Below are 17,601 nucleotides of genomic sequence, written 5' to 3' on the forward strand. Positions count from 1 at the left end.
CAATTCTCGCTTCAATCCGACCAGCAAGCTTTTCATGACCCCCGGCAAAGCAGGCATAATGGCGCTCCTTCGCCAATGTGGCGTTTCTTATTTGCCGGTCTTCCTTTGAACGAACGCCCATCCTCCCCCGTCGTACGCCCCTCCGGTTGCCCGGGGTTGCTGCGTGTCGTCCAGGCGCTGGACGGTGGGATCTGCCGGATCAAGCTCGATGGCGGTTCCATCCAGGCGGATCAGGCCGAAGCCGTGGCCTCTGTGGCAGAGCGGTTCGCCGGCGGTGTGATCGAGGCGACCAACCGGGGCAACCTGCAAATCCGCGGGATCGGTTCCGAGCACAGCGCGTTGATCGAGTCTTTGCTGGTCGTTGGCCTGGGGCCGCGGACAACTGCTGGCGATGACGTGCGCAACCTGATGCTCAGCCCCGCGGCCGGGATCGACCGGCAGATGCTGTTTGACACCCGCCCGTTGGCCGAGCAGATCCTTGCCATTCTGCAAACCCATGAACGCTTCCATGAACTGTCCGCCAAGTTCGCCGTGCAACTGGACGGCGGAGAAGCGTTGGCGATGCTAGAACATCACCACGACCTGTGGCTCTCGGCCCTTGTCCGTAACGGCGAGCCCTGGCTGGCTTTCGGCTTGGCCGGCACCCCGCTGGATAAACCGGCGGGCAGGGTGCCCCTGGCCCAGGGGCATGCCCTGGTGGTGGCGGTGCTGGAATTGTTCCTCGACTTGGCCCGCCCGGACCAGATCCGCATGCGTCACTTGCTGTCTGAGGTCTCTGTGGATGAGTTCATGACCCGGCTGGCCCGCCGCGTGCCCCTGCACGCGTGCCTGGATTGGCAGCGGGGTGCGTCCATCGATGGACTGCACCTCGGCGTCCATCCCCAGCACGACGACCGCGTCTACGTCGGCGCGGCGGCGCCCCTGGGTCGGCTCGATGCGGTCATGCTGCGAGGGGCCGCGCAACTGGCGCGGGAGAAGGGCGACGCGAGCCTGCGTTTCAGTCCTTGGCAAAGCCTGCTGCTGCCCAACGTGCGCCGCGCGGATGCCGACGAAGTGCTGGCGCGGCTTGAAGGGTTGGGGCTGTTAGGTTCGAACGATCAACCCCTGGCGCGACTCATCGCCTGCACCGGTTCCAGTGGCTGCGGCAAAGCCTTGGCCGACACCAAGGCCGACGCTCGCCAACTGGCCAAGCTGCTGCAACGCCAGGGCCAAACCCTGAAGGTTCATCTGTCGGGCTGCCCGCGTTCCTGCGCGGCGGCCCACGTAGCGCCTGCCACCTTGCTGGCGGTCGCCCCCGGTCGTTACGACCTGTATTTTCGCGATGCCACGTTGCCGGGTTTCGGCGCGTTGCAGGCACACAATCTGACTATTGAAGCGCTCGGCCACTGGCTCGACGCTCGCCCCCGGAGCCCCCTTGATGCTTGATTACATCCGCGACGGTCAGGAGATTTATCGCAACTCCTTCGCGATCATCCGCGCCGAAGCCAACCTGGCGCGCATTCCGGCCGACCTGGAGAAACTCGCCGTGCGGGTGATCCACGCCTGCGGCATGGTCGAGGCCATCGATGGCCTGCAATTTTCCGAGGGCGCTGGCACGGCCGGGCGCCAGGCACTGGCCGCCGGTGCGCCGATCCTGTGCGATGCGCGGATGGTCTCCGAAGGCGTGACCCGGGCTCGCCTGCCAGCCGACAATCCGGTGATCTGCACCTTGCGCGACGAGCGCGTACCGGCATTGGCCCAGGAACTGGGCAACACCCGTTCGGCGGCAGCGCTGGAGTTGTGGCGCCCGCACCTGGAAGGCAGTGTCGTGGTCATCGGCAACGCACCGACCGCGCTGTTCTACCTGCTGGAAATGCTCGATGCCGGCGCGCCGAAACCGGCATTGATCCTCGGTTTCCCAGTGGGCTTCGTCGGTGCCGCCGAGTCCAAGGCGATGCTGGCGGCCAACAGCCGTGGCGTGCCATTCGTGATCATGCAAGGCCGTCTGGGCGGCAGCGCCATGGCCGCCGCCGCCGTCAACGCCCTCGCCACGGAGATTGAATGATGCAGCAGCCTGGACGTCTGATCGGCCTCGGCGTGGGCCCCGGTGACCCGGAGCTGATTACGGTCAAGGCCCTGCGCCTGTTGCGCGAATCGCCCGTGGTGGCGTATTTCGTCGCCAAGGGCAAGAAGGGCAATGCCTTCGGCATCATCGAGGCCCATTTGCAGGACGCGCAGACGTTGCTGCCATTGATCTACCCGGTCACCACCGAGGTGCTGCCTGCGCCGCTGTCCTATGAACAGGTGATCGCCGATTTCTACGACACCGCCGCCGAGCAGTTGGCCGTGCACCTGGATGCCGGTCGCGACGTGGCGGTGATCTGTGAGGGCGACCCGTTCTTCTACGGCTCCTACATGTACCTGCACGATCGCCTGGCCGAGCGCTATGAGGCCCAAGTCATTCCCGGCGTGTGCTCGATGCTGGGCGGTGCCTCGGTGCTCGGCGCGCCGCTGGTCTATCGCAACCAGAGCCTGTCGGTGCTCTCCGGTGTCTTGCCCCACGACGATCTCAAACGCCGCCTGGCCGATGCCGATGCGGCGGTGATCATGAAGCTGGGACGCAATTTCCCCAAGGTTCGCCAGGTGCTTCAGGAGCTGGGCATGGACGGGCGAGCGCTGTACGTCGAGCGAGCGACCATGGCCAACCAGAAAATCGTGCCGTTGGATGAAGTCGAGCCGATGTCTTCGCCGTACTTCTCGCTGATCATCGTGCCGGGCGAACGGTGGCAGGGTTGATCGCCGCCAAGACGCCGGCCATCGTCATCCTCGGCCCCGGCAGCCTGGCAACAGCTCGACGGATCCAGCAGCGTTACCCCGACGCCCTGATTCACGGCCTGGTCGGACGGGTCCAGGGGGATCGGCAGTACCTCGAGTTTGGCGCGACATTGCGTGAACTCTACCAACAGGACACGCCGATCATCGCCCTGTGCGCGGCGGGCATTGTCATCCGTACCCTGGCGCCGCTGTTGCTGGAAAAAGGCGCCGAGCCGCCCGTGCTGGCCGTGGCCGAGGATGGCAGCGCCGTGGTGCCGCTGCTGGGCGGCCTGGGCGGGGTGAATGGCATGGCCCGGGACATAGCTGCCACGCTGCAAGTCGCACCGGCGATCACCACCAGCGGCGAATTGCGTTTCGGCACATGCCTGCTCAATCCACCCAGCGGTTACAACCTCGGCGACCTGGAGCAAGGCAAGCGCTTCGTCTCCGACCTGTTGGCCGGCGAGCCGGTGCGCATCGAAGGCGCAGCGCCATGGCTGGATCAGGCGCAGTTGCCGCAAGACCCGCAAGCCCGGCGTACGATCTACGTTAGCCATGCCGAGCGTGAGGCGAGCGCCCATGAGCTGCTGATTTATCCGCGCAGTGTCGCGGTGGTGGTGAGCGGCGAGGTGGCTGATTTGCCAAGCACCGTTCGTGCAGCTCTGCAGCAAGCCAACGTGGCGATTCCGAGCCTGGCGTGCCTGGTGGCGGCAGATACGCTGATGGCCAGCACGGCCTTGCGTGAAGCCGCGCTGGAGCTGGGGGTGGCGCTGCGCTTTGTGGCGGCGACAGGCGATGCCGCCACCTTGGCCCGCGGCTCGGTGCCGGCGGCGACTCTCCTTTCGGCAACGGACGACCTGGCCATCGTCGTCGCCGCTCAGCCCTTGGATGTGGCCCGAATCGGTCGTCCGCGCGGCCGTCTGGCGGTGATCGGCCTGGGGCCGGGCGCTGCCGAGTTGATGGTGCCGGCGGTGAAAGCCGAACTGGCGCGGGCCACCGATGTGCTCGGTTACGAAACCTATGTGCGCATGGCCGGCCCGTTTCGCGACGATCAAGTGCTGCACTGCACCGACAACCGCGAAGAAATGCAGCGCGCTCGTCATGCCTTTGAACTGGCTGCCCTAGGTCGTTCGGTGATCGTGGTGTCGTCCGGCGACCCAGGTGTCTTCGCCATGGCGGCGGCGGTGCTCGAAGCGTTGCACGAATCCAGCGACCCGGCCTGGCATCAGGTTGACCTGGAGATCCTGCCCGGCGTGTCCGCCTCCCTCGCTACCGCTGCCCAGGCTGGTGCGCCGTTGGGGCATGACTTCTGCGTGATGTCGCTGTCGGACAATCTCAAGCCCTGGTCGATCATCGAAAAGCGTCTGGACCTGGCTGCCGAAGCCGATCTGGCGTTGGCCTTCTACAATCCGATTTCCCGTGCGCGACCGTGGCAATTGGGCCGTGCGCTGGAAATCGTCGCCCGGCACCGCACGCCAGAGACGCCGGTGGTGTTGGGGCGTGACATCGGTCGTCCGGGCCAGACCCTGCGTGTCACCACGTTGGGACAGCTCACGGCCGAGCAGGTGGATATGCGCACCATGGTCCTGATCGGTTCTTCCACCACCTGCGTGTTCCCGCGGGCGTCCGGTGGAAACTGGGTGTACACGCCTCGCTGGTATGGAGCCAAACCTGCCTGAACCCAGACACCGTTCATTCATGGAGGGCTACTGTGGCCAGGGAGCCCTGTAGGAGCTGGCGAAGCCTGCGATCGGTTAAGGGGTTTGGGGGGGCTTTGGCAGTGCAACCCTGAAGGCGCTGCTGGCGACAGCGCCGGTCGCAGAATAAACCGTCCTCCTTTTACGGCACCAGGTAGCCCCTCACCCCGGTAAAAATGATCTGCGCCGCCAAGGCACAGACAAACAGCCCCATCAGGCGGCTGACGATCTGCAGGCCCTGGTCGCCGAGGATCCGTTCGATGCGGCTGGACAAGTAGAGCACGACGCCGACGGTGAAGCTCGCCAGGGCGATGCTGATGATGGCCATGAGTTTGTCGTCCCAGTGCGGCTGGCTCACGCCCATTACTAGCAGGGCGCCGATGGTGCCGGGGCCGACAGTCAACGGAATGGTCAGGGGAACGATGGTCACGTCCTGCTGCACGTTGTCGGTCTGCACGGCCGACTTGCCCTGGGCCATACCCAGGGCCGAAATGAACAGCACGCTGCCGGCGCCGATCCGGAACGCATCCACGGTGATGCCGAACACGCTGAAAATCACTCGCCCGAACAAATACAGCAACACACTGGAGACCAGCGTGGCCGTCGCGACCTTCCAGGCCAGGCGGCGTTGTTCCTTGCGTGAATAGCCGCGCGTCAGGCCGATGAAACAGGACAGGACAAAGAAGGGGCTGTAGAGCACCAGCATCTTCAGGTAAACGCTGAACAGCACATGGAGCATGGTCGAGGCTCGCGACGAATGAATTTGGCGTGGAGTCTATCAGGCGTCGGGAAGTCTGTCGGCTCGTGAAGGGCGAGATGAAAGTCCGGGAAAATGCCACTTAGTCACCGGCGATTGTAAGGCGTTGACTTTCATTATTTACGGTTACAGTTGCGCACTTGTTGTGATGAGGTGGGTTGCGTAAGTTCATAACTCGGATCTAAGGATGATCTTGAATAAATAAGGAAATGCTATGAACGTTAAATATGATTCTGTTGTAACGCTGTCTGATCGTCTGGAACGCTTGAATGCTTATGATGTTGAGCCGGAGGCGTTTGAGTTATCGCCGCGTACTTTCATTGTTCGTCCTGACGAGACGGCTGGCTCTCCGGAAAAGCCGGATCGCGCTTCGATTGTGGGTGACGGGATCCTGGCTTTTGTTTCGGGAATGTCCGAGCAAAACCAGGCGGATATCCAGCACTCTTACCTGTTCGCTTCGTTAGTGGCGAGTAAGCGCTACCCACGTGATGACCAAGGTAAGGAGTGGTATCAACTTTTCCTGCACGTGCTGCAGGATTGCGGCTGGACGATCCTGCAGAAGTATTACGACGCGGTTGCCGCCTCGGGCAAGAGTTTCACGATGGATCAACTGGTGCTGAAAATCCTGGGGTCGGCGGTGACGGCCGCCGCGGTGCCCGGGCCGGCGTCACTGTTGATGCTCAAGGTCGCCAGCGATGCCATTGCGGCCTTGCAGAGCCGTGACAAGCCGCTGCGGGTGTTTGACCGGAACGTCCAGGAGTCTGGCACCGGAGGGTTTGGCGTCGCCGCCTGTCATGAGACGCCCCATGGCGAAGTCATCATGGCACTGGGAGCCGTGCGTTTCATCAAGCGTACGAACCAGACCCAAGTCTTGTTCGTTAATTGGGACAGCAGTTCGGTTGACTTGTATCGCGGTGAAAGCCACATGACCATGGTGCCGTCCGTTATTAACCGTACACGTGCGATCATTATTGAAAAACTCGGCGATCGGGCACAGAAGAAAATCGAAGCATACGAACTCTGATCTTGTGTATCCATCTGGCGACTACAACGTAGTCGCCAACCAGAAAAGAACCAGGTGATTGCAATGAATGATGGTTATTCGGTTTTTATTAATGCCGGCGCTGTCGTGATAGTGTCCCCGGATATGACCGGGCAGGAAAAAAGAGATGTGTTGGATTCGGTATTGTTTGCGCAGTTGGTCGCCAGCAAGAAGTATCCGGCTTATGCCCAGGCACAAAAAAGGTATGACGAGTACCGGGACGTCTTGAAGAACGGCTGGTTGCAAAAGACTGCGGCCTGGGACAACTTCACGCTCGATGAGCAATCCAACTTCAATGCGGCGCACTGGCTAGGGCGTCGGCTGGGGGAGTCTGTCGATCATACGATGGCCGATGAAGTCACTCGCTTGTTGAACCGTGTCGCGCAGTTACGCGGTACCCTGCCGGCCATCGAGCAACTGCGCGATCAGACCTGCAAGCGCAAGGAATCCGTGCCGTCAGAGATCGATGGAGCCATTGGCAGGGTCTGCCTGCAAGTGATTCTGGCCCGGCGGGGCCCCTTGCTGAGTAGCGTTGCCCTGAGCTATGAGACCAGGCAACCGGTTATCTCCAACCCCCTCGGGCAGTGCCTATCCGTCGCCAATGTGGTCGGTAATCTTCAGTCCAGATGCTTCCAGGCCAACTTATCGAAAGAGCTTTACGACCCCCTGCGCGGTGCGATCGTACAAAAGCTGGGAGATAAGCCTACCAAGCATGTCTTTGATATTTCCGACAACGTTGAACGGGGGGCCGCGCTATTAATATCGAACGCCTGTTCCACGGCGCCGATCCCACGCCGGCTGTTGTCGTGGGGGCAAGCCTTGTGTCGTTCGGCCAGGGGCTGTCGCCCCAGGATCGCGAAGACATCTGCCTGAGCAACCTGTACGCCCAGTTGGCAACGCGGTCGGCCTATCGGGACGGTCTGGTGGGCAGTTGGTTCAGCTACTACAGGAACACGCTCAGGTACCTGGGGTGGGATTCGGCGCGTTCAATCAGGCCTGGGCAGGCGGGGGAGGGGTCAATGGCCGAGAGTGTTGCCCGGCAAATTTCCCAGTCATTCGATGAACGCTTCGCGCGGTCGGCGACTGACTCGATTGGCGCCCTGAAGCGCAATCCCAATGCCCTTGAGACATTCGAACGGACAAGCCAGCAGCATGATTCGGCGTTCTTCCAGGTGGTTCCCTGCCTGCCGAAATCGCCCGGGCGAATAGAGATCGCTCTTTACCACAAGCAATTCAGCATTCGTAAAACAGTCTCGACCTTTCTTTTCTGGCCAATCGAGGAGGTTGTGCGAACCAGCCATGAAGAAATGGCGGTCGTGACGTTCAACACGCTGCATTATTCAATGTTCCGGGAAAAAGTCCTGGGCGCGGTTATCGCCGAGACGACCCGTAATATCCATGCGTTGGAATGTTGAACAGGGCTTCGGGCGTCAGCGGAAGCCCTAGGACGAATGGGCGGCGGTCTTGTTCTGCTGGTCGCGCTGGGCCACCCAATGTTCGATCAGCTCGCGCAATTGCGACAGTTCCACCGGCTTGGCCATGTGCCCATCCATCCCGGCCTGGCGGGCGCGTTCCTTGTGCTCGGCCAGGATGTGCGCGGTGAGCGCCACCACCGGCGTGCGGGTGCGCTGGTTACCCATTTCCCAGGCTCGCAGCTGCTGGGTGGCGGAAAACCCGTCGAGGATCGGCATTTCGCAGTCCATCAGGACCAGGTCGTAGCGCTGTTCCTTCATGGCCTTGAGGGCTTCCTCGCCGTTGCTGGCGGTGTCGGGTTGCAGGTTGAGCTTGCCGAGCATGCCGCGGATGACCTTGGTGGAAATGCTGTTGTCCTCGGCCACCAGGATGCGGAAATCGCTCGGCACTTTCACCGGGATGGGAGGACCGGCGTTCACTTGCACGTTCGTAGTTTGGCCCCGGTTGCGCTGGTTCAGCTCGTCCGCCAGGGTGGTCTTGAGGGTATAGCCGGCCACCGGTTTGGCGAGGATGCGCTTGACCCCGCTGTTGCGCGCCACGATCTTGCTCGGCGCATTGCTGATACCGGTGAGCATGATCAACAGGATGTCGTGGTTCAGGCTCGGGTCTTCCTTGATCTTGGCTGCCAGTTGCATGCCGGTCATGCCCGGCATGTTCTGGTCCAGCAGCACCACGTCGAAATAATCCCGCAGGTGCGCCTTGGTGCGCAGCAGCGCCAGGGCTTCCTTGCCCGAGGGCACCGCGCTGACGTTCAGGCCCCAGGCGCTGCACTGCTGCACCAGCACTTTGCGGCAGGTGTCGTTGTCGTCGACGATCAACACCCGTGCCCCTTGCAGCGGGCCATCGAGGTCGGAAGTCGGGTGTTCGAGGCGATCCGGGTCCAGGGGCAAGGTCAGCCACAGGGTACTGCCCTGGTTGCTGCCGCTCTTGATGCCGAATTCCCCGTGCATCAGCATGATCAGCTGGCGGGCGATAACCAGCCCCAGGTTGCCCCCCAGGCGCGTGGCGGAAAGGAAGTTCTTGCTGTGCAGCTCGGCGTGCATCAGCGTGTCGCGCTCTTCAGCGTCCATCGGCGTCCCGCTGTCCTGCACGGCGATGCGCAGGCGCGGCTGATGGCTGCGCTCGTCGAGGGCGACGACAATCAGCACTTCGCCCTCGTCGGTCTTCTTCAGGGCGTTTTCCAGCAGGCTCAGCAACGCCTGGCGCAGCCGCGTCGGGTCGCCGCTGATCACCCGCGGCACCTGGGGCTGGATGAAGCTGATCAGCTCGACATTCTGCTGTTCGGCCTTGGCGCGGAAGATGCTCAGGCAGTCCTCGATCAGCGCATTGAGGTCGAACTGAACGTCGTCCAGTTCGATCTGCCCGGACTCGAGCCGGGAAATGTCGAGGATCTCGTTGATCAGGGTCAGCAGTTCATTGCCTGCGCTGTGGATCGTTTGCACGTAGTCGCGTTGCTTGACCGACAGTGGCGTGCCCAGCAGCAGCTCGGTCATGCCCAGCACGCCGTTCATCGGGGTGCGGATCTCGTGGCTGATCTTGGCCAGGAACTCGGCCTTGGCATTGATCTCGGCATTGCTCGCCGCCAGGTCGCGGCTGATGCTGAAGCGGCTTTCGTTGATCGAGCGCTGGCGCTCGCCCAGGGCGACGCTCATCAACAGGCCGCTGATGCAGATGAAGATCAGCAGGGTGATGATCAAGCCCTGTGGAGGGACTTCCGTGAGCCCTTGCAGGGCCGGAAGAATGATCAGCGTGCCCAGGTTGAAGACCACCATGGCTGCGACGAACAGTCGGGCCGGGCGGTAGCCCTTTTGCCAGTGCCAGGCGCTGACGAACAGCATGCTCAGGCCGGCCAGGGCCACCAGGGCGTAGGTCATGATATTGAGTGGCAGCGTGTTGACGAACAACAGCAGCAGGCTGCACAGCATGACGAACACAATGTCCCCCAGCAGCAACCGGTTCAACGGGTGCGGTCCCAGGGGCGCGAAGAAGCGGTAGGCGAACATCAGGCCGCAGGGCGCCGTCAGCAGCAACGCCAGGTAAGCCCCGGGCGTCTGCACTGCCGGCCAGTCGGGCAGCCAGGGGCCGGCCAGGTTCAGCAACAGCACCAGGCTGAGCATCAGCAGCCCTTCACAGGCGGCCAGCCACAGGCAACTGCGGGAACGGGTGTAGGCGTAGCGGGTGAGGTTATGCAGGATCAGCATGGCGATGCAGCCGAACAGCAGCCCGTAGATCAGCGTCTGGTTCTGATCGGCCGCCGCCGCGACGGCCGATTGCAACGTGACGTAGGGGCGCAGTTCGTGACGCGAGGCCAGTCGCAGGTAGACGTCCAGGGCTTTATCGCTGCGCGGCAGCGGCAGCATGACGTCGCTGCTGGGTACCGCCGGTTCTGTATGCGGAGTGGCATTGCCGCTGACCTGTTGCTCGACCAGGGTGTCGCCGTCCAGCACATAGAGGTTCAGGCGTGACAGGTCGGGGGCGAAGATGCGCAGGATTTGTTCGTGCCTGTCCGGGGCCAGGCGGAAGCGCAGCCACAACGCACCGCCGGGTTCAGCGGCCTTGAGGCGGTCCAGGTCGATGGGGCTGAATTGATTGGTGTAGCGAGCGGAGCGGATGTCGCTCAGCGTCAGGTCGCCCTGTTCGTCGAGCAATACCGCCCAGCCACTGCCTGGCGCGGCCTGGGCCGGGAGCATGCAGAGCAGCGTCAGCAGGGTGACGGTAAAGCCTATGGCAATCCTGAGCCAGCGCACGGCGAAATCCCTTCGTAGGTTGATGCCAGATTATAACTATGCGCGGCGCCGGAACAGTCAGGCAAGGGCCGCAGGCCCTTGCCTGACTGAATGGCCGGGTTATTCCAGATTTTCGCCACGCTCACGGGCAATGGCGCGGTAGCCAATGTCCTTGCGGTAGAAACAACCTTCCCAGTCGATCTCGGCGGCAAGCTTGTAGGCCTGCTGCTGAGCGTCGTCGACACTGGCGCCCAGGGCGGTGGCGCAAAGCACACGACCGCCGGCGGTGACCACTTGCCCATCCTTCAACGCAGTGCCTGCATGGAAGACTTTGCCTTCCAGCCGGGCCGCGGCGTCCAGGCCCTGGATTGCACTACCTTTGGCATAGTCGCCCGGGTAACCGCCGGCCGCCAATACGATACCGACACTTGGGCGCGGATCCCATTGGGCTTCGACCTTGTCCAGGGCCTGGGCCAGCGCGGCCTCGACCAGCAGGACCAGGCTCGATTGTAGACGCAGCATGACCGGCTGGGTCTCAGGATCGCCGAAACGGCAGTTGAATTCGATGACTTTTGGGTTACCAGCCTTGTCGATCATCAGGCCTGCGTAGAGGAAACCGGTGTAGACGTTGCCTTCCTCGGCCATGCCGCGCACGGTCGGCCAGATCACTTGGTCCATGACGCGCTGGTGCACCTGGGCGGTTACCACCGGGGCAGGGGAGTAGGCGCCCATGCCGCCGGTATTCGGGCCGCTGTCGCCATCACCGACACGCTTGTGATCCTGGCTGGTGGCCATCGGCAGTACGTTCTTGCCATCGACCATGACGATGAAGCTGGCTTCCTCGCCGTCGAGGAACTCTTCGATCACCACGCGGGAACCGGCGTCACCGAAGGCATTGCCAGCGAGCATGTCGCGCACGGCGTCTTCGGCTTCGGCCAGGGTCATGGCAACGATCACGCCCTTGCCGGCGGCCAGGCCGTCGGCCTTGATCACGATCGGTGCACCTTTCTCGCGCAAGTACGCCAGGGCCGGTTCGATTTCGGTGAAGTTCTGGTAGTCGGCGGTCGGGATCTTGTGGCGCGCCAGGAAATCCTTGGTGAACGCTTTCGAGCCTTCCAGCTGCGCGGCGCCAGCGGTCGGGCCGAAGCAGTCCAGGCCACGGGAGCGGAACAGGTCGACCACACCGGCGACCAGCGGCACTTCCGGGCCGACGATGGTCAGCGAAACGTTCTTCTCGGCGAAGTCGGCCAGTTGCTCCAGGGCCAGCACGTCGATGGCGACGTTTTCGCACTTGGCTTCGATGGCGGTGCCAGCATTGCCCGGCGCTACAAAAACCTTCTGTACACGGGGATCCTGGGCCACTTTCCAGGCCAGGGCGTGTTCGCGGCCACCGCTGCCAATGATCAAAACATTCATTTCAAAAACCTCGGATGACGCTGATTCTGTTTTGGAGCCTAAAGCGTTTCACGCCGTAGGAGGTCGCAATGAAGCCGGTAGATGCAAGGCGGAGTCGGCCTCGATGAGCGGAGTTGCCTTTTGGCAATGAGCATCATCGAGGTCGGCTCCAACGCAGCAGATGCCGGCTTCAGTGCGGCCGTTGTCATGTTAGTGACGGAAGTGGCGCATGCCGGTGAATACCATGGCGATGCCGGCTTCATCAGCCGCAGCGATCACTTCAGCGTCACGCATCGAGCCACCCGGCTGAATCACCGCGGTGATGCCGACCTTGGCCGCGTTGTCGATGCCGTCGCGGAACGGGAAGAACGCATCGGAGGCCATGACCGCGCCTTGAACTTGCAAACCGGCGTGTTCAGCCTTGATGGCGGCGATGCGGGCCGAGTTCACGCGGCTCATCTGGCCGGCGCCGACACCGATGGTCTGGCGGTTCTTGGCGTAGACGATGGCGTTGGACTTGACGTACTTGGCGACTTTCCAGGCGAAGATCAGGTCGTTGATTTCCTGCTCGCTCGGGGCGCGCTGGGTCACCACTTTCAGGTCTTCGCTGCCGATCATGCCGATGTCACGACTCTGGACCAGCAGGCCGCCATTGACGCGCTTGTAGTCCCAGGCCGGCGCACGATCGGCCGACCATTGGCCACAGGCCAGCAGGCGCACGTTGGCCTTGGCGGCAACGATGGCGCGGGCTTCTTCACTGACGGAAGGGGCGATGATCACTTCGACGAACTGGCGCTCGACGATGGCCTTGGCGGTCTCGGCGTCCAGTTCACGGTTAAAGGCGATGATGCCGCCGAAGGCCGACTCGGTGTCGGTGGCATAGGCCAGTTCGTAGGCCTGGCGGATGCCGCCCTCGGCGTCCGGGCTCACGGCCACGCCGCACGGGTTGGCGTGCTTGACGATCACGCAGGCTGGCTTGACGAAGCTCTTCACGCATTCCAGCGCGGCGTCGGTGTCGGCCACGTTGTTGAACGACAGTTCCTTGCCTTGCAGTTGGGTGGCGGTGGCAATGCCGACTTCGGCGGGCTTGGCTTCCACGTAGAACGCCGCGCTCTGGTGCGGGTTCTCGCCGTAGCGCATTTCCTGGGCCTTGACGAACTGGGTGTTGAAGGTGCGCGGGAATTCGCTGCGGCCTTCGGTCGACAGGGTTTCGGCGGCCTGGTTCACGGTGCCCATATAGTTGGCGATCATGCCGTCGTAGGCGGCGGTGTGTTCGAAGGCCTTGAGCATCAGGTCGAAACGCTGGGCGTAGGTCAGGCCACCGGCCTTGAGGTTCTCCAGCACGCTGGCGTAGTCGCTGGCGTTGACCACGATGGCCACGTCTTTATGGTTCTTGGCTGCCGAGCGGACCATGGTCGGGCCGCCGATGTCGATGTTCTCGATGGCGGTTGGCAGGTCGCAGCCAGGCTTGTTGATGGTGGCTTCGAACGGGTAGAGGTTGACGGCCACCAGGTCGATCGGCTTGATGCCGTGTTCGTTCATGATGGCGTCGTCGATGCCGCGACGGCCCAGGATCCCGCCGTGGATTTTCGGGTGCAGGGTCTTGACCCGACCGTCCATCATTTCCGCAAAACCGGTGTAGTCCGCGACTTCCACTGCGGCGACGCCGTTGTCCTGCAGCAGCTTGAAGGTCCCGCCGGTGGAGAGAATCTCGACGCCCAGCTGTTGCAGCTCGCGGGCGAATTCGAGGATCCCGGTCTTGTCGGAAACGCTGATCAAGGCGCGGCGGATCGGCAGGCGGGTGGTCTGGTCGGTCATTTCAATTTCCATCAAAAGCAAGGGAAGTCAGCAAAAAAGGCGACCGTTTTTTATGCGGGCGCCTTTCTGGTTTGATTGAATGCTTACAGCAGATCGTACTGCTTGAGTTTCTTGCGCAGGGTGCCGCGGTTCAGGCCCAGCAGCTCACTGGCCTTGGTCTGGTTGCCCTTGACGTAGTTCATCACGCTTTCGAGCAGCGGTGCCTCGACTTCGGAAAGCACCAGGTTGTACACATCCGTGACGGCAGCGCCCTCAAGGTGGGCGAAATAATTGTGCAGCGCCTTCTCGACACTCCCGCGAAGGGTCTGACCTTCTTCGCTGGGCGTATTGAGGTGCTGTTTCAAATTCACGTTGTCGCTCACGGGTGCTGTTCCACTCACTAAAGTCTCGGTCATCATCGTCATGCGGCCACCCCTTCGTCCCCTGTCAGGCTCTTGTAACGCTCAGCGAAGAACGCCTGAACGTCGGCGCATTGTGCTTGCGTACCATCCAAACGATTGAAACGGGCGCGAAACTCCCTGGCGCCCGGCAGGGTTGCGAGATACCAGCCCACATGCTTGCGAGCGATGCGTACGCCCATGACTTCTCCGTAGAAGGCATGTAGTGCGGCCAGATGCTCTAGCAGAATGCGTTCCACCTCGGACAACTGCGGCGCCGCCAGCTTTTCGCCAGTGCGCAGGTAGTGTTCGATCTCACGAAAAATCCATGGCCGCCCCTGGGCGGCCCGGCCGATCAACAGGCCATCGGCACCGGTCGCGTCCAGCACGTACCGGGCCTTTTCAGGCGAATCGATGTCGCCGTTGGCGAAGACCGGAATCGACACCACCTGCTTGATCGCGGCGATGGTGTCGTACTCGGCTTCGCCGGTGTACAGGTCGGCACGGGTGCGGCCATGGACCGCCAACGCCGTGATGCCCGCCTGTTCGGCGATCTTCGCCACCACCAGGCCATTCTTGTTCTCCCGGTCCCACCCGGTGCGGATCTTCAGGGTCACCGGCACATCGACCGCGGCCACTACGGCCTGCAGGATCTCGGTGACCAGCGCTTCATCTTTCAACAGTGCCGAGCCTGCGGCCTTGTTGCAGACCTTTTTCGCCGGGCAGCCCATGTTGATGTCAATGATCTGCGCCCCCAGCTCGACATTCGCCCGGGCCGCCTCCGCCAGCATCTGTGCGTCGCCACCGGCGATCTGTACCGAGCGGGGCTCGGGATCGCCTTCGTGGATCATGCGCAGACGCGATTTGCGGGTGTTCCACAAACTCATGTCGCTGGTGACCATTTCCGACACCACCAGTCCTGCGCCCAAGCGTTTGCACAGCTGACGAAAGGGCTGGTCGGTGACGCCCGCCATAGGGGCGAGAACCAGGCCGTTCTGCAATGTATATGGGCCGATGCGTACCGCCGACATAGGACTTCCCTGAAGTGGGGCCGGATCATGAGACTTCGAAAAAGGGTTGGCATGATACCCGCTCTCGATGACTGGATAAAGATCGAATTGGATAAAATCTGAACAGCTATTTTGTTATCGCCAGCGGTTTGGTCTGGGTGGGGGCAGTCAGAAAGCTGCCGTCAATGGGCCGACCCTGGCCGGTTTCATTCGGGGGAATGAAAGCTCAAGCTGTAGTTCACCGCCTTGGGGCCCGGATCCAGGATATCCAGCGCGATGTGTATGGGCGTTTGCGGCGGCATTTCGCCGCGGCCCTCGAGATCGCCGCCCAGGTACTCACCGGGCTTGAAGCGACGGCTGGCGATCAGGTGCCCGTTGAGGTCGGCAAAGCGCAGCTCCAGCAACGGAAAAGGTTGGGAGAAGGGCGCACGGTTGTAGATGATCGCGTCCACCACCAGAGCGCCGCTGAACTCCGGATGGCTGCGCACCACCAGGTTGCTGCTTTTGATCTTGGCGATGTCGACCTTGGACGGTACGTCGCAACCGATGGTCGGACAGATCTGCAGGAACCACGGCCGGTACTGGTCCTGACGGGCCAGTTCTTCGAAATGATAGGCGATGTACTGGCCACCCAGGGCTGCGGCGGCGAGCAGGATCAGCAGAGCCCACAACAAGCGTCGGCCCCAGGGCGAACGGCGTTTGCGCCAGTCCAGTTGCAGCGGGTCGTCGTCGAGGTCGTGGAGGGCCTCGGCGCGTATCCCCGGCTCCTGGCGCTCCCGTGACTTTCGCAGCGGCAGCGGTCGTTCGGGCTCGTCGTCGTGGTCGTGGTCATCGGTGGCGGACAGGCGCTCGAGGTGCTCGTCGGGTTCGTCGTCCGGCGCGAGGTGAAGCGGGGCGACCGGTTCGTCGTCCGGTTCCAGCGGTTCGAGGGCCAGGGACAGGGACGGCTCGGTACGCGGTGGTCGCGCCGGTTCGTGGGGTTCGAACGGTTCGAAGGGGGTATCGAGGACGGTTTCGACACGCTCGCCCGAGGTTTCGCTGTACAGGCTGTCGGGCCAGGTTTGCTGTTCGCTGGAGAGCGAATCGCGTTGCGCGCTCAGGTTGTCTTCCCGGCGCCGGCCGGCATTGCCCGGGGCGCGATTGTCGCGTCGCTCCAGGCGCGCCAGTTCCTTGTCCAGGTCATCCAGATCCAGCTCGGCGGCGCTCCACTGTTTCTGGCTGATCGCTCGGGGCGGGGCTTCGGCGGCCGGCTTGGCGGGTGGCGTGACGGCAGGGGCCGCTTGCTTGGCTGTGCGTTGTTCCAGCAACTGTTGTGCGGCATTGAACACTTGCAGGCACGAGCCGCAACGAACCACCCCGCGGGCCACGCTCAATTGAGCATGGCTGACGCGAAAACGGGTGTGGCAATGCGGGCACTGGGTGACGAAGCTGTCAGTCATGCGGCAATCCGGTGGATACAGGCGCTCATTCTAGCGCCGACGTCCGGTGATGCGCACCCAGCCATCGCGATTGGCGATCGGGTCCAGGTCAAAGTCGGCAGCATAAGCGGCGGCGACTTCTTCGCCCTGTTCGGCGAGGATGCCCGACAGCGCCAGGCGTCCGCCCGGCTTGACCAAGCTCGACAGTTGCGGCGCCAGGGATACCAGCGGGCCGGCCAGGATGTTGGCCACCAGCACGTCGGCCTGGACCTGTGGCAAGTCCTGGGGCAAATACAGCGGGAACAGGGTTTCGGCGATGTTGTTGCGCCCGGCGTTGTCGCGGGAGGCTTCCAGGGCCTGGACGTCGATGTCGGTGCCGACCGCTTCCCGGGCGCCCAGCAGGAGCGCGGCAATCGCCAGGATTCCCGAGCCGCAGCCAAAGTCGAGTACGTTGCAGCCCTTCAGGTCCTGGCCGTCGAGCCATTCCAGGCACAGCGCGGTGGTCGGATGGGTGCCGGTGCCGAACGCCAGGCCCGGGTCCAGCAGCAGGTTGACCGCGTCCGGCTCTGGCGCGGCATGCCAGCTCGGGACGATCCACAGGCGCTGGCCGAAACGCATCGGCTGGAAGTTGTCCATCCAACTGCGTTCCCAGTCCTGGTCCTCGATCACTTCACTGTGATGCTCGGGTAGCGGACTGCCGGTCAGCAGCTCGAGATGGGCCAGCACGCTGGCCGCCTGGGTGCCGCCTTCGAACAGGGCCAGCAGGTGAGTGTGGGACCACAGCGGGGTGGTATTGAGCTCCGGCTCGAAGATCGGCTGGTCTTCGGCGTCCATGAAGGTTACCGATACAGCGCCTACTTCAAGAAACGCGTCTTCGTAGGTTTCGGCTTGTTCCGGGCTGATGGCCAGGCGTACTTGCAGCCAAGGCATGGCGGGCACCTTTGAAAAAATCCACAGGGGGGCAGCGCAGGGCTGCAAAGGCGCGCAGTGTACGCCAGGTCGCCGCCAAAGTGGATAAGCGAGTCTCGCGTCGTCCGGGTGGTGTTTCGATATATATATGTATGCCATGGGCATGTCGCAGGACGGATAAGGTGC

Annotated in this window: 15 protein-coding genes; 7 read left to right on the top strand and 8 right to left on the bottom strand. The window is 62.7% G+C overall.

Translation table 11 applies throughout. The annotated features are described in order from the left end of the window. The first annotated feature begins 105 nt into the window (after positions 1–105). Genes cobG through cobJ form a run of 4 tightly spaced genes read left to right on the top strand, consistent with a single transcriptional unit; the run spans position 106 to position 4,472 of the window. Positions 106–1,425, top strand: a complete 1,320-nt coding sequence (gene cobG / locus BT125_RS21855; RefSeq protein ID WP_305882491.1) for a precorrin-3B synthase — start codon at positions 106–108, stop codon at positions 1,423–1,425. Continuing rightward, the gene (locus tag BT125_RS21860; RefSeq protein ID WP_072410242.1) at positions 1,418–2,044 is read left to right on the top strand and encodes a precorrin-8X methylmutase; all 627 of its coding nucleotides are present in this window, start codon (positions 1,418–1,420) and stop codon (positions 2,042–2,044) included. Before cobG ends, BT125_RS21860 begins: the two co-directional genes overlap by 8 nt. After that, positions 2,044–2,775 (top strand): precorrin-2 C(20)-methyltransferase, encoded by a 732-nt coding sequence (locus BT125_RS21865; RefSeq protein WP_072410244.1) that lies wholly within the window; start codon positions 2,044–2,046, stop codon positions 2,773–2,775. Before BT125_RS21860 ends, BT125_RS21865 begins: the two co-directional genes overlap by 1 nt. Next, a complete protein-coding gene (gene cobJ / locus BT125_RS21870; protein ID WP_072410362.1) occupies positions 2,775–4,472 on the top strand; it encodes a precorrin-3B C(17)-methyltransferase in 1,698 nt (565 codons plus the stop codon). The genes BT125_RS21865 and cobJ overlap by 1 nt, the downstream gene beginning before the upstream one ends. Positions 4,473–4,632: 160 nt before the next feature. Here the strand turns inward: cobJ and BT125_RS21875 are convergent, their stop codons facing one another. Then, positions 4,633–5,229 carry a MarC family protein gene (locus tag BT125_RS21875; protein WP_014336378.1) on the bottom strand — a complete coding sequence of 199 codons (597 nt, stop codon included), beginning with the start codon at positions 5,227–5,229 and terminating at the stop codon, positions 4,633–4,635. Between the two features lie 232 nt (positions 5,230–5,461). Here BT125_RS21875 and BT125_RS21880 point away from each other — a divergent pair, with 232 nt between their 5' ends. The 3 genes from BT125_RS21880 (at position 5,462) to BT125_RS21890 (ending at position 7,704) form a co-directional block, all read left to right on the top strand. After that, the gene (locus tag BT125_RS21880; RefSeq protein WP_072410246.1) at positions 5,462–6,271 is read left to right on the top strand and encodes a hypothetical protein; all 810 of its coding nucleotides are present in this window, start codon (positions 5,462–5,464) and stop codon (positions 6,269–6,271) included. A gap of 63 nt (positions 6,272–6,334) precedes the next feature. After that, positions 6,335–7,162 (top strand): hypothetical protein, encoded by an 828-nt coding sequence (locus BT125_RS21885; RefSeq protein ID WP_072410249.1) that lies wholly within the window; start codon positions 6,335–6,337, stop codon positions 7,160–7,162. A 146-nt stretch (positions 7,163–7,308) separates the two neighbouring features. Beyond that, positions 7,309–7,704, top strand: a complete 396-nt coding sequence (locus BT125_RS21890; RefSeq protein WP_139271779.1) for a hypothetical protein — start codon at positions 7,309–7,311, stop codon at positions 7,702–7,704. 27 nt (positions 7,705–7,731) lie between these two features. On the opposite strand, the gene BT125_RS21895 is transcribed toward BT125_RS21890, so the two are convergent. The 7 genes from BT125_RS21895 to prmA form a co-directional block, all read right to left on the bottom strand. Next, positions 7,732–10,509: a hybrid sensor histidine kinase/response regulator gene (locus BT125_RS21895; RefSeq protein WP_072410251.1), complete on the bottom strand. Its 2,778-nt coding sequence runs from the start codon at positions 10,507–10,509 to the stop codon at positions 7,732–7,734. 99 nt (positions 10,510–10,608) lie between these two features. Further along, a complete protein-coding gene (gene purD, locus BT125_RS21900) occupies positions 10,609–11,904 on the bottom strand; it encodes a phosphoribosylamine--glycine ligase (RefSeq protein ID WP_072410254.1) in 1,296 nt (431 codons plus the stop codon). Positions 11,905–12,093: 189 nt separating this feature from the next. Then, positions 12,094–13,701, bottom strand: coding sequence for a bifunctional phosphoribosylaminoimidazolecarboxamide formyltransferase/IMP cyclohydrolase (gene purH / locus BT125_RS21905; protein ID WP_072410260.1), 1,608 nt, complete (start codon positions 13,699–13,701; stop codon positions 12,094–12,096). 83 nt (positions 13,702–13,784) lie between these two features. Further along, positions 13,785–14,105: a DNA-binding transcriptional regulator Fis gene (fis, locus tag BT125_RS21910; protein WP_007921650.1), complete on the bottom strand. Its 321-nt coding sequence runs from the start codon at positions 14,103–14,105 to the stop codon at positions 13,785–13,787. Beyond that, the gene (dusB, locus tag BT125_RS21915) at positions 14,102–15,109 is read right to left on the bottom strand and encodes a tRNA dihydrouridine synthase DusB (RefSeq protein ID WP_072410261.1); all 1,008 of its coding nucleotides are present in this window, start codon (positions 15,107–15,109) and stop codon (positions 14,102–14,104) included. The genes fis and dusB overlap by 4 nt, the downstream gene beginning before the upstream one ends. A gap of 185 nt (positions 15,110–15,294) precedes the next feature. Beyond that, a complete protein-coding gene (locus BT125_RS21920) occupies positions 15,295–16,527 on the bottom strand; it encodes a DUF3426 domain-containing protein (protein ID WP_072410262.1) in 1,233 nt (410 codons plus the stop codon). A 30-nt stretch (positions 16,528–16,557) separates the two neighbouring features. Continuing rightward, complete coding sequence (gene prmA, locus BT125_RS21925; protein WP_072410263.1) at positions 16,558–17,436, bottom strand: 50S ribosomal protein L11 methyltransferase; 879 nt, start codon at positions 17,434–17,436, stop codon at positions 16,558–16,560. Between the last annotated feature and the right edge of the window lie 165 nt (positions 17,437–17,601).

It is taken from the genome of Pseudomonas sp. NFACC04-2, from assembly GCF_900119265.1.
GTDB classification, from domain to species: domain Bacteria; phylum Pseudomonadota; class Gammaproteobacteria; order Pseudomonadales; family Pseudomonadaceae; genus Aquipseudomonas; species Aquipseudomonas fluorescens_AA.

Bases quoted from the DNA above. Each gene is read 5' to 3' on its own strand.
- BT125_RS21880 (WP_072410246.1), top strand. From the start codon at position 5,462: ATGAACGTTAAATATGATTCTGTTGTAACGCTGTCTGATCGTCTGGAA.
- dusB (WP_072410261.1), bottom strand. From the start codon at position 15,109: ATGTCGGCGGTACGCATCGGCCCATATACATTGCAGAACGGCCTGGTT.
- BT125_RS21890 (WP_139271779.1), top strand. From the start codon at position 7,309: ATGGCCGAGAGTGTTGCCCGGCAAATTTCCCAGTCATTCGATGAACGC.
- prmA (WP_072410263.1), bottom strand. From the start codon at position 17,436: ATGCCTTGGCTGCAAGTACGCCTGGCCATCAGCCCGGAACAAGCCGAA.
- BT125_RS21865 (WP_072410244.1), top strand. From the start codon at position 2,044: ATGCAGCAGCCTGGACGTCTGATCGGCCTCGGCGTGGGCCCCGGTGAC.
- purD (WP_072410254.1), bottom strand. From the start codon at position 11,904: ATGAATGTTTTGATCATTGGCAGCGGTGGCCGCGAACACGCCCTGGCC.
- BT125_RS21875 (WP_014336378.1), bottom strand. From the start codon at position 5,229: ATGCTCCATGTGCTGTTCAGCGTTTACCTGAAGATGCTGGTGCTCTAC.
- BT125_RS21860 (WP_072410242.1), top strand. From the start codon at position 1,418: ATGCTTGATTACATCCGCGACGGTCAGGAGATTTATCGCAACTCCTTC.
- purH (WP_072410260.1), bottom strand. From the start codon at position 13,701: ATGACCGACCAGACCACCCGCCTGCCGATCCGCCGCGCCTTGATCAGC.
- BT125_RS21885 (WP_072410249.1), top strand. From the start codon at position 6,335: ATGAATGATGGTTATTCGGTTTTTATTAATGCCGGCGCTGTCGTGATA.
- BT125_RS21920 (WP_072410262.1), bottom strand. From the start codon at position 16,527: ATGACTGACAGCTTCGTCACCCAGTGCCCGCATTGCCACACCCGTTTT.
- fis (WP_007921650.1), bottom strand. From the start codon at position 14,105: ATGACGATGATGACCGAGACTTTAGTGAGTGGAACAGCACCCGTGAGC.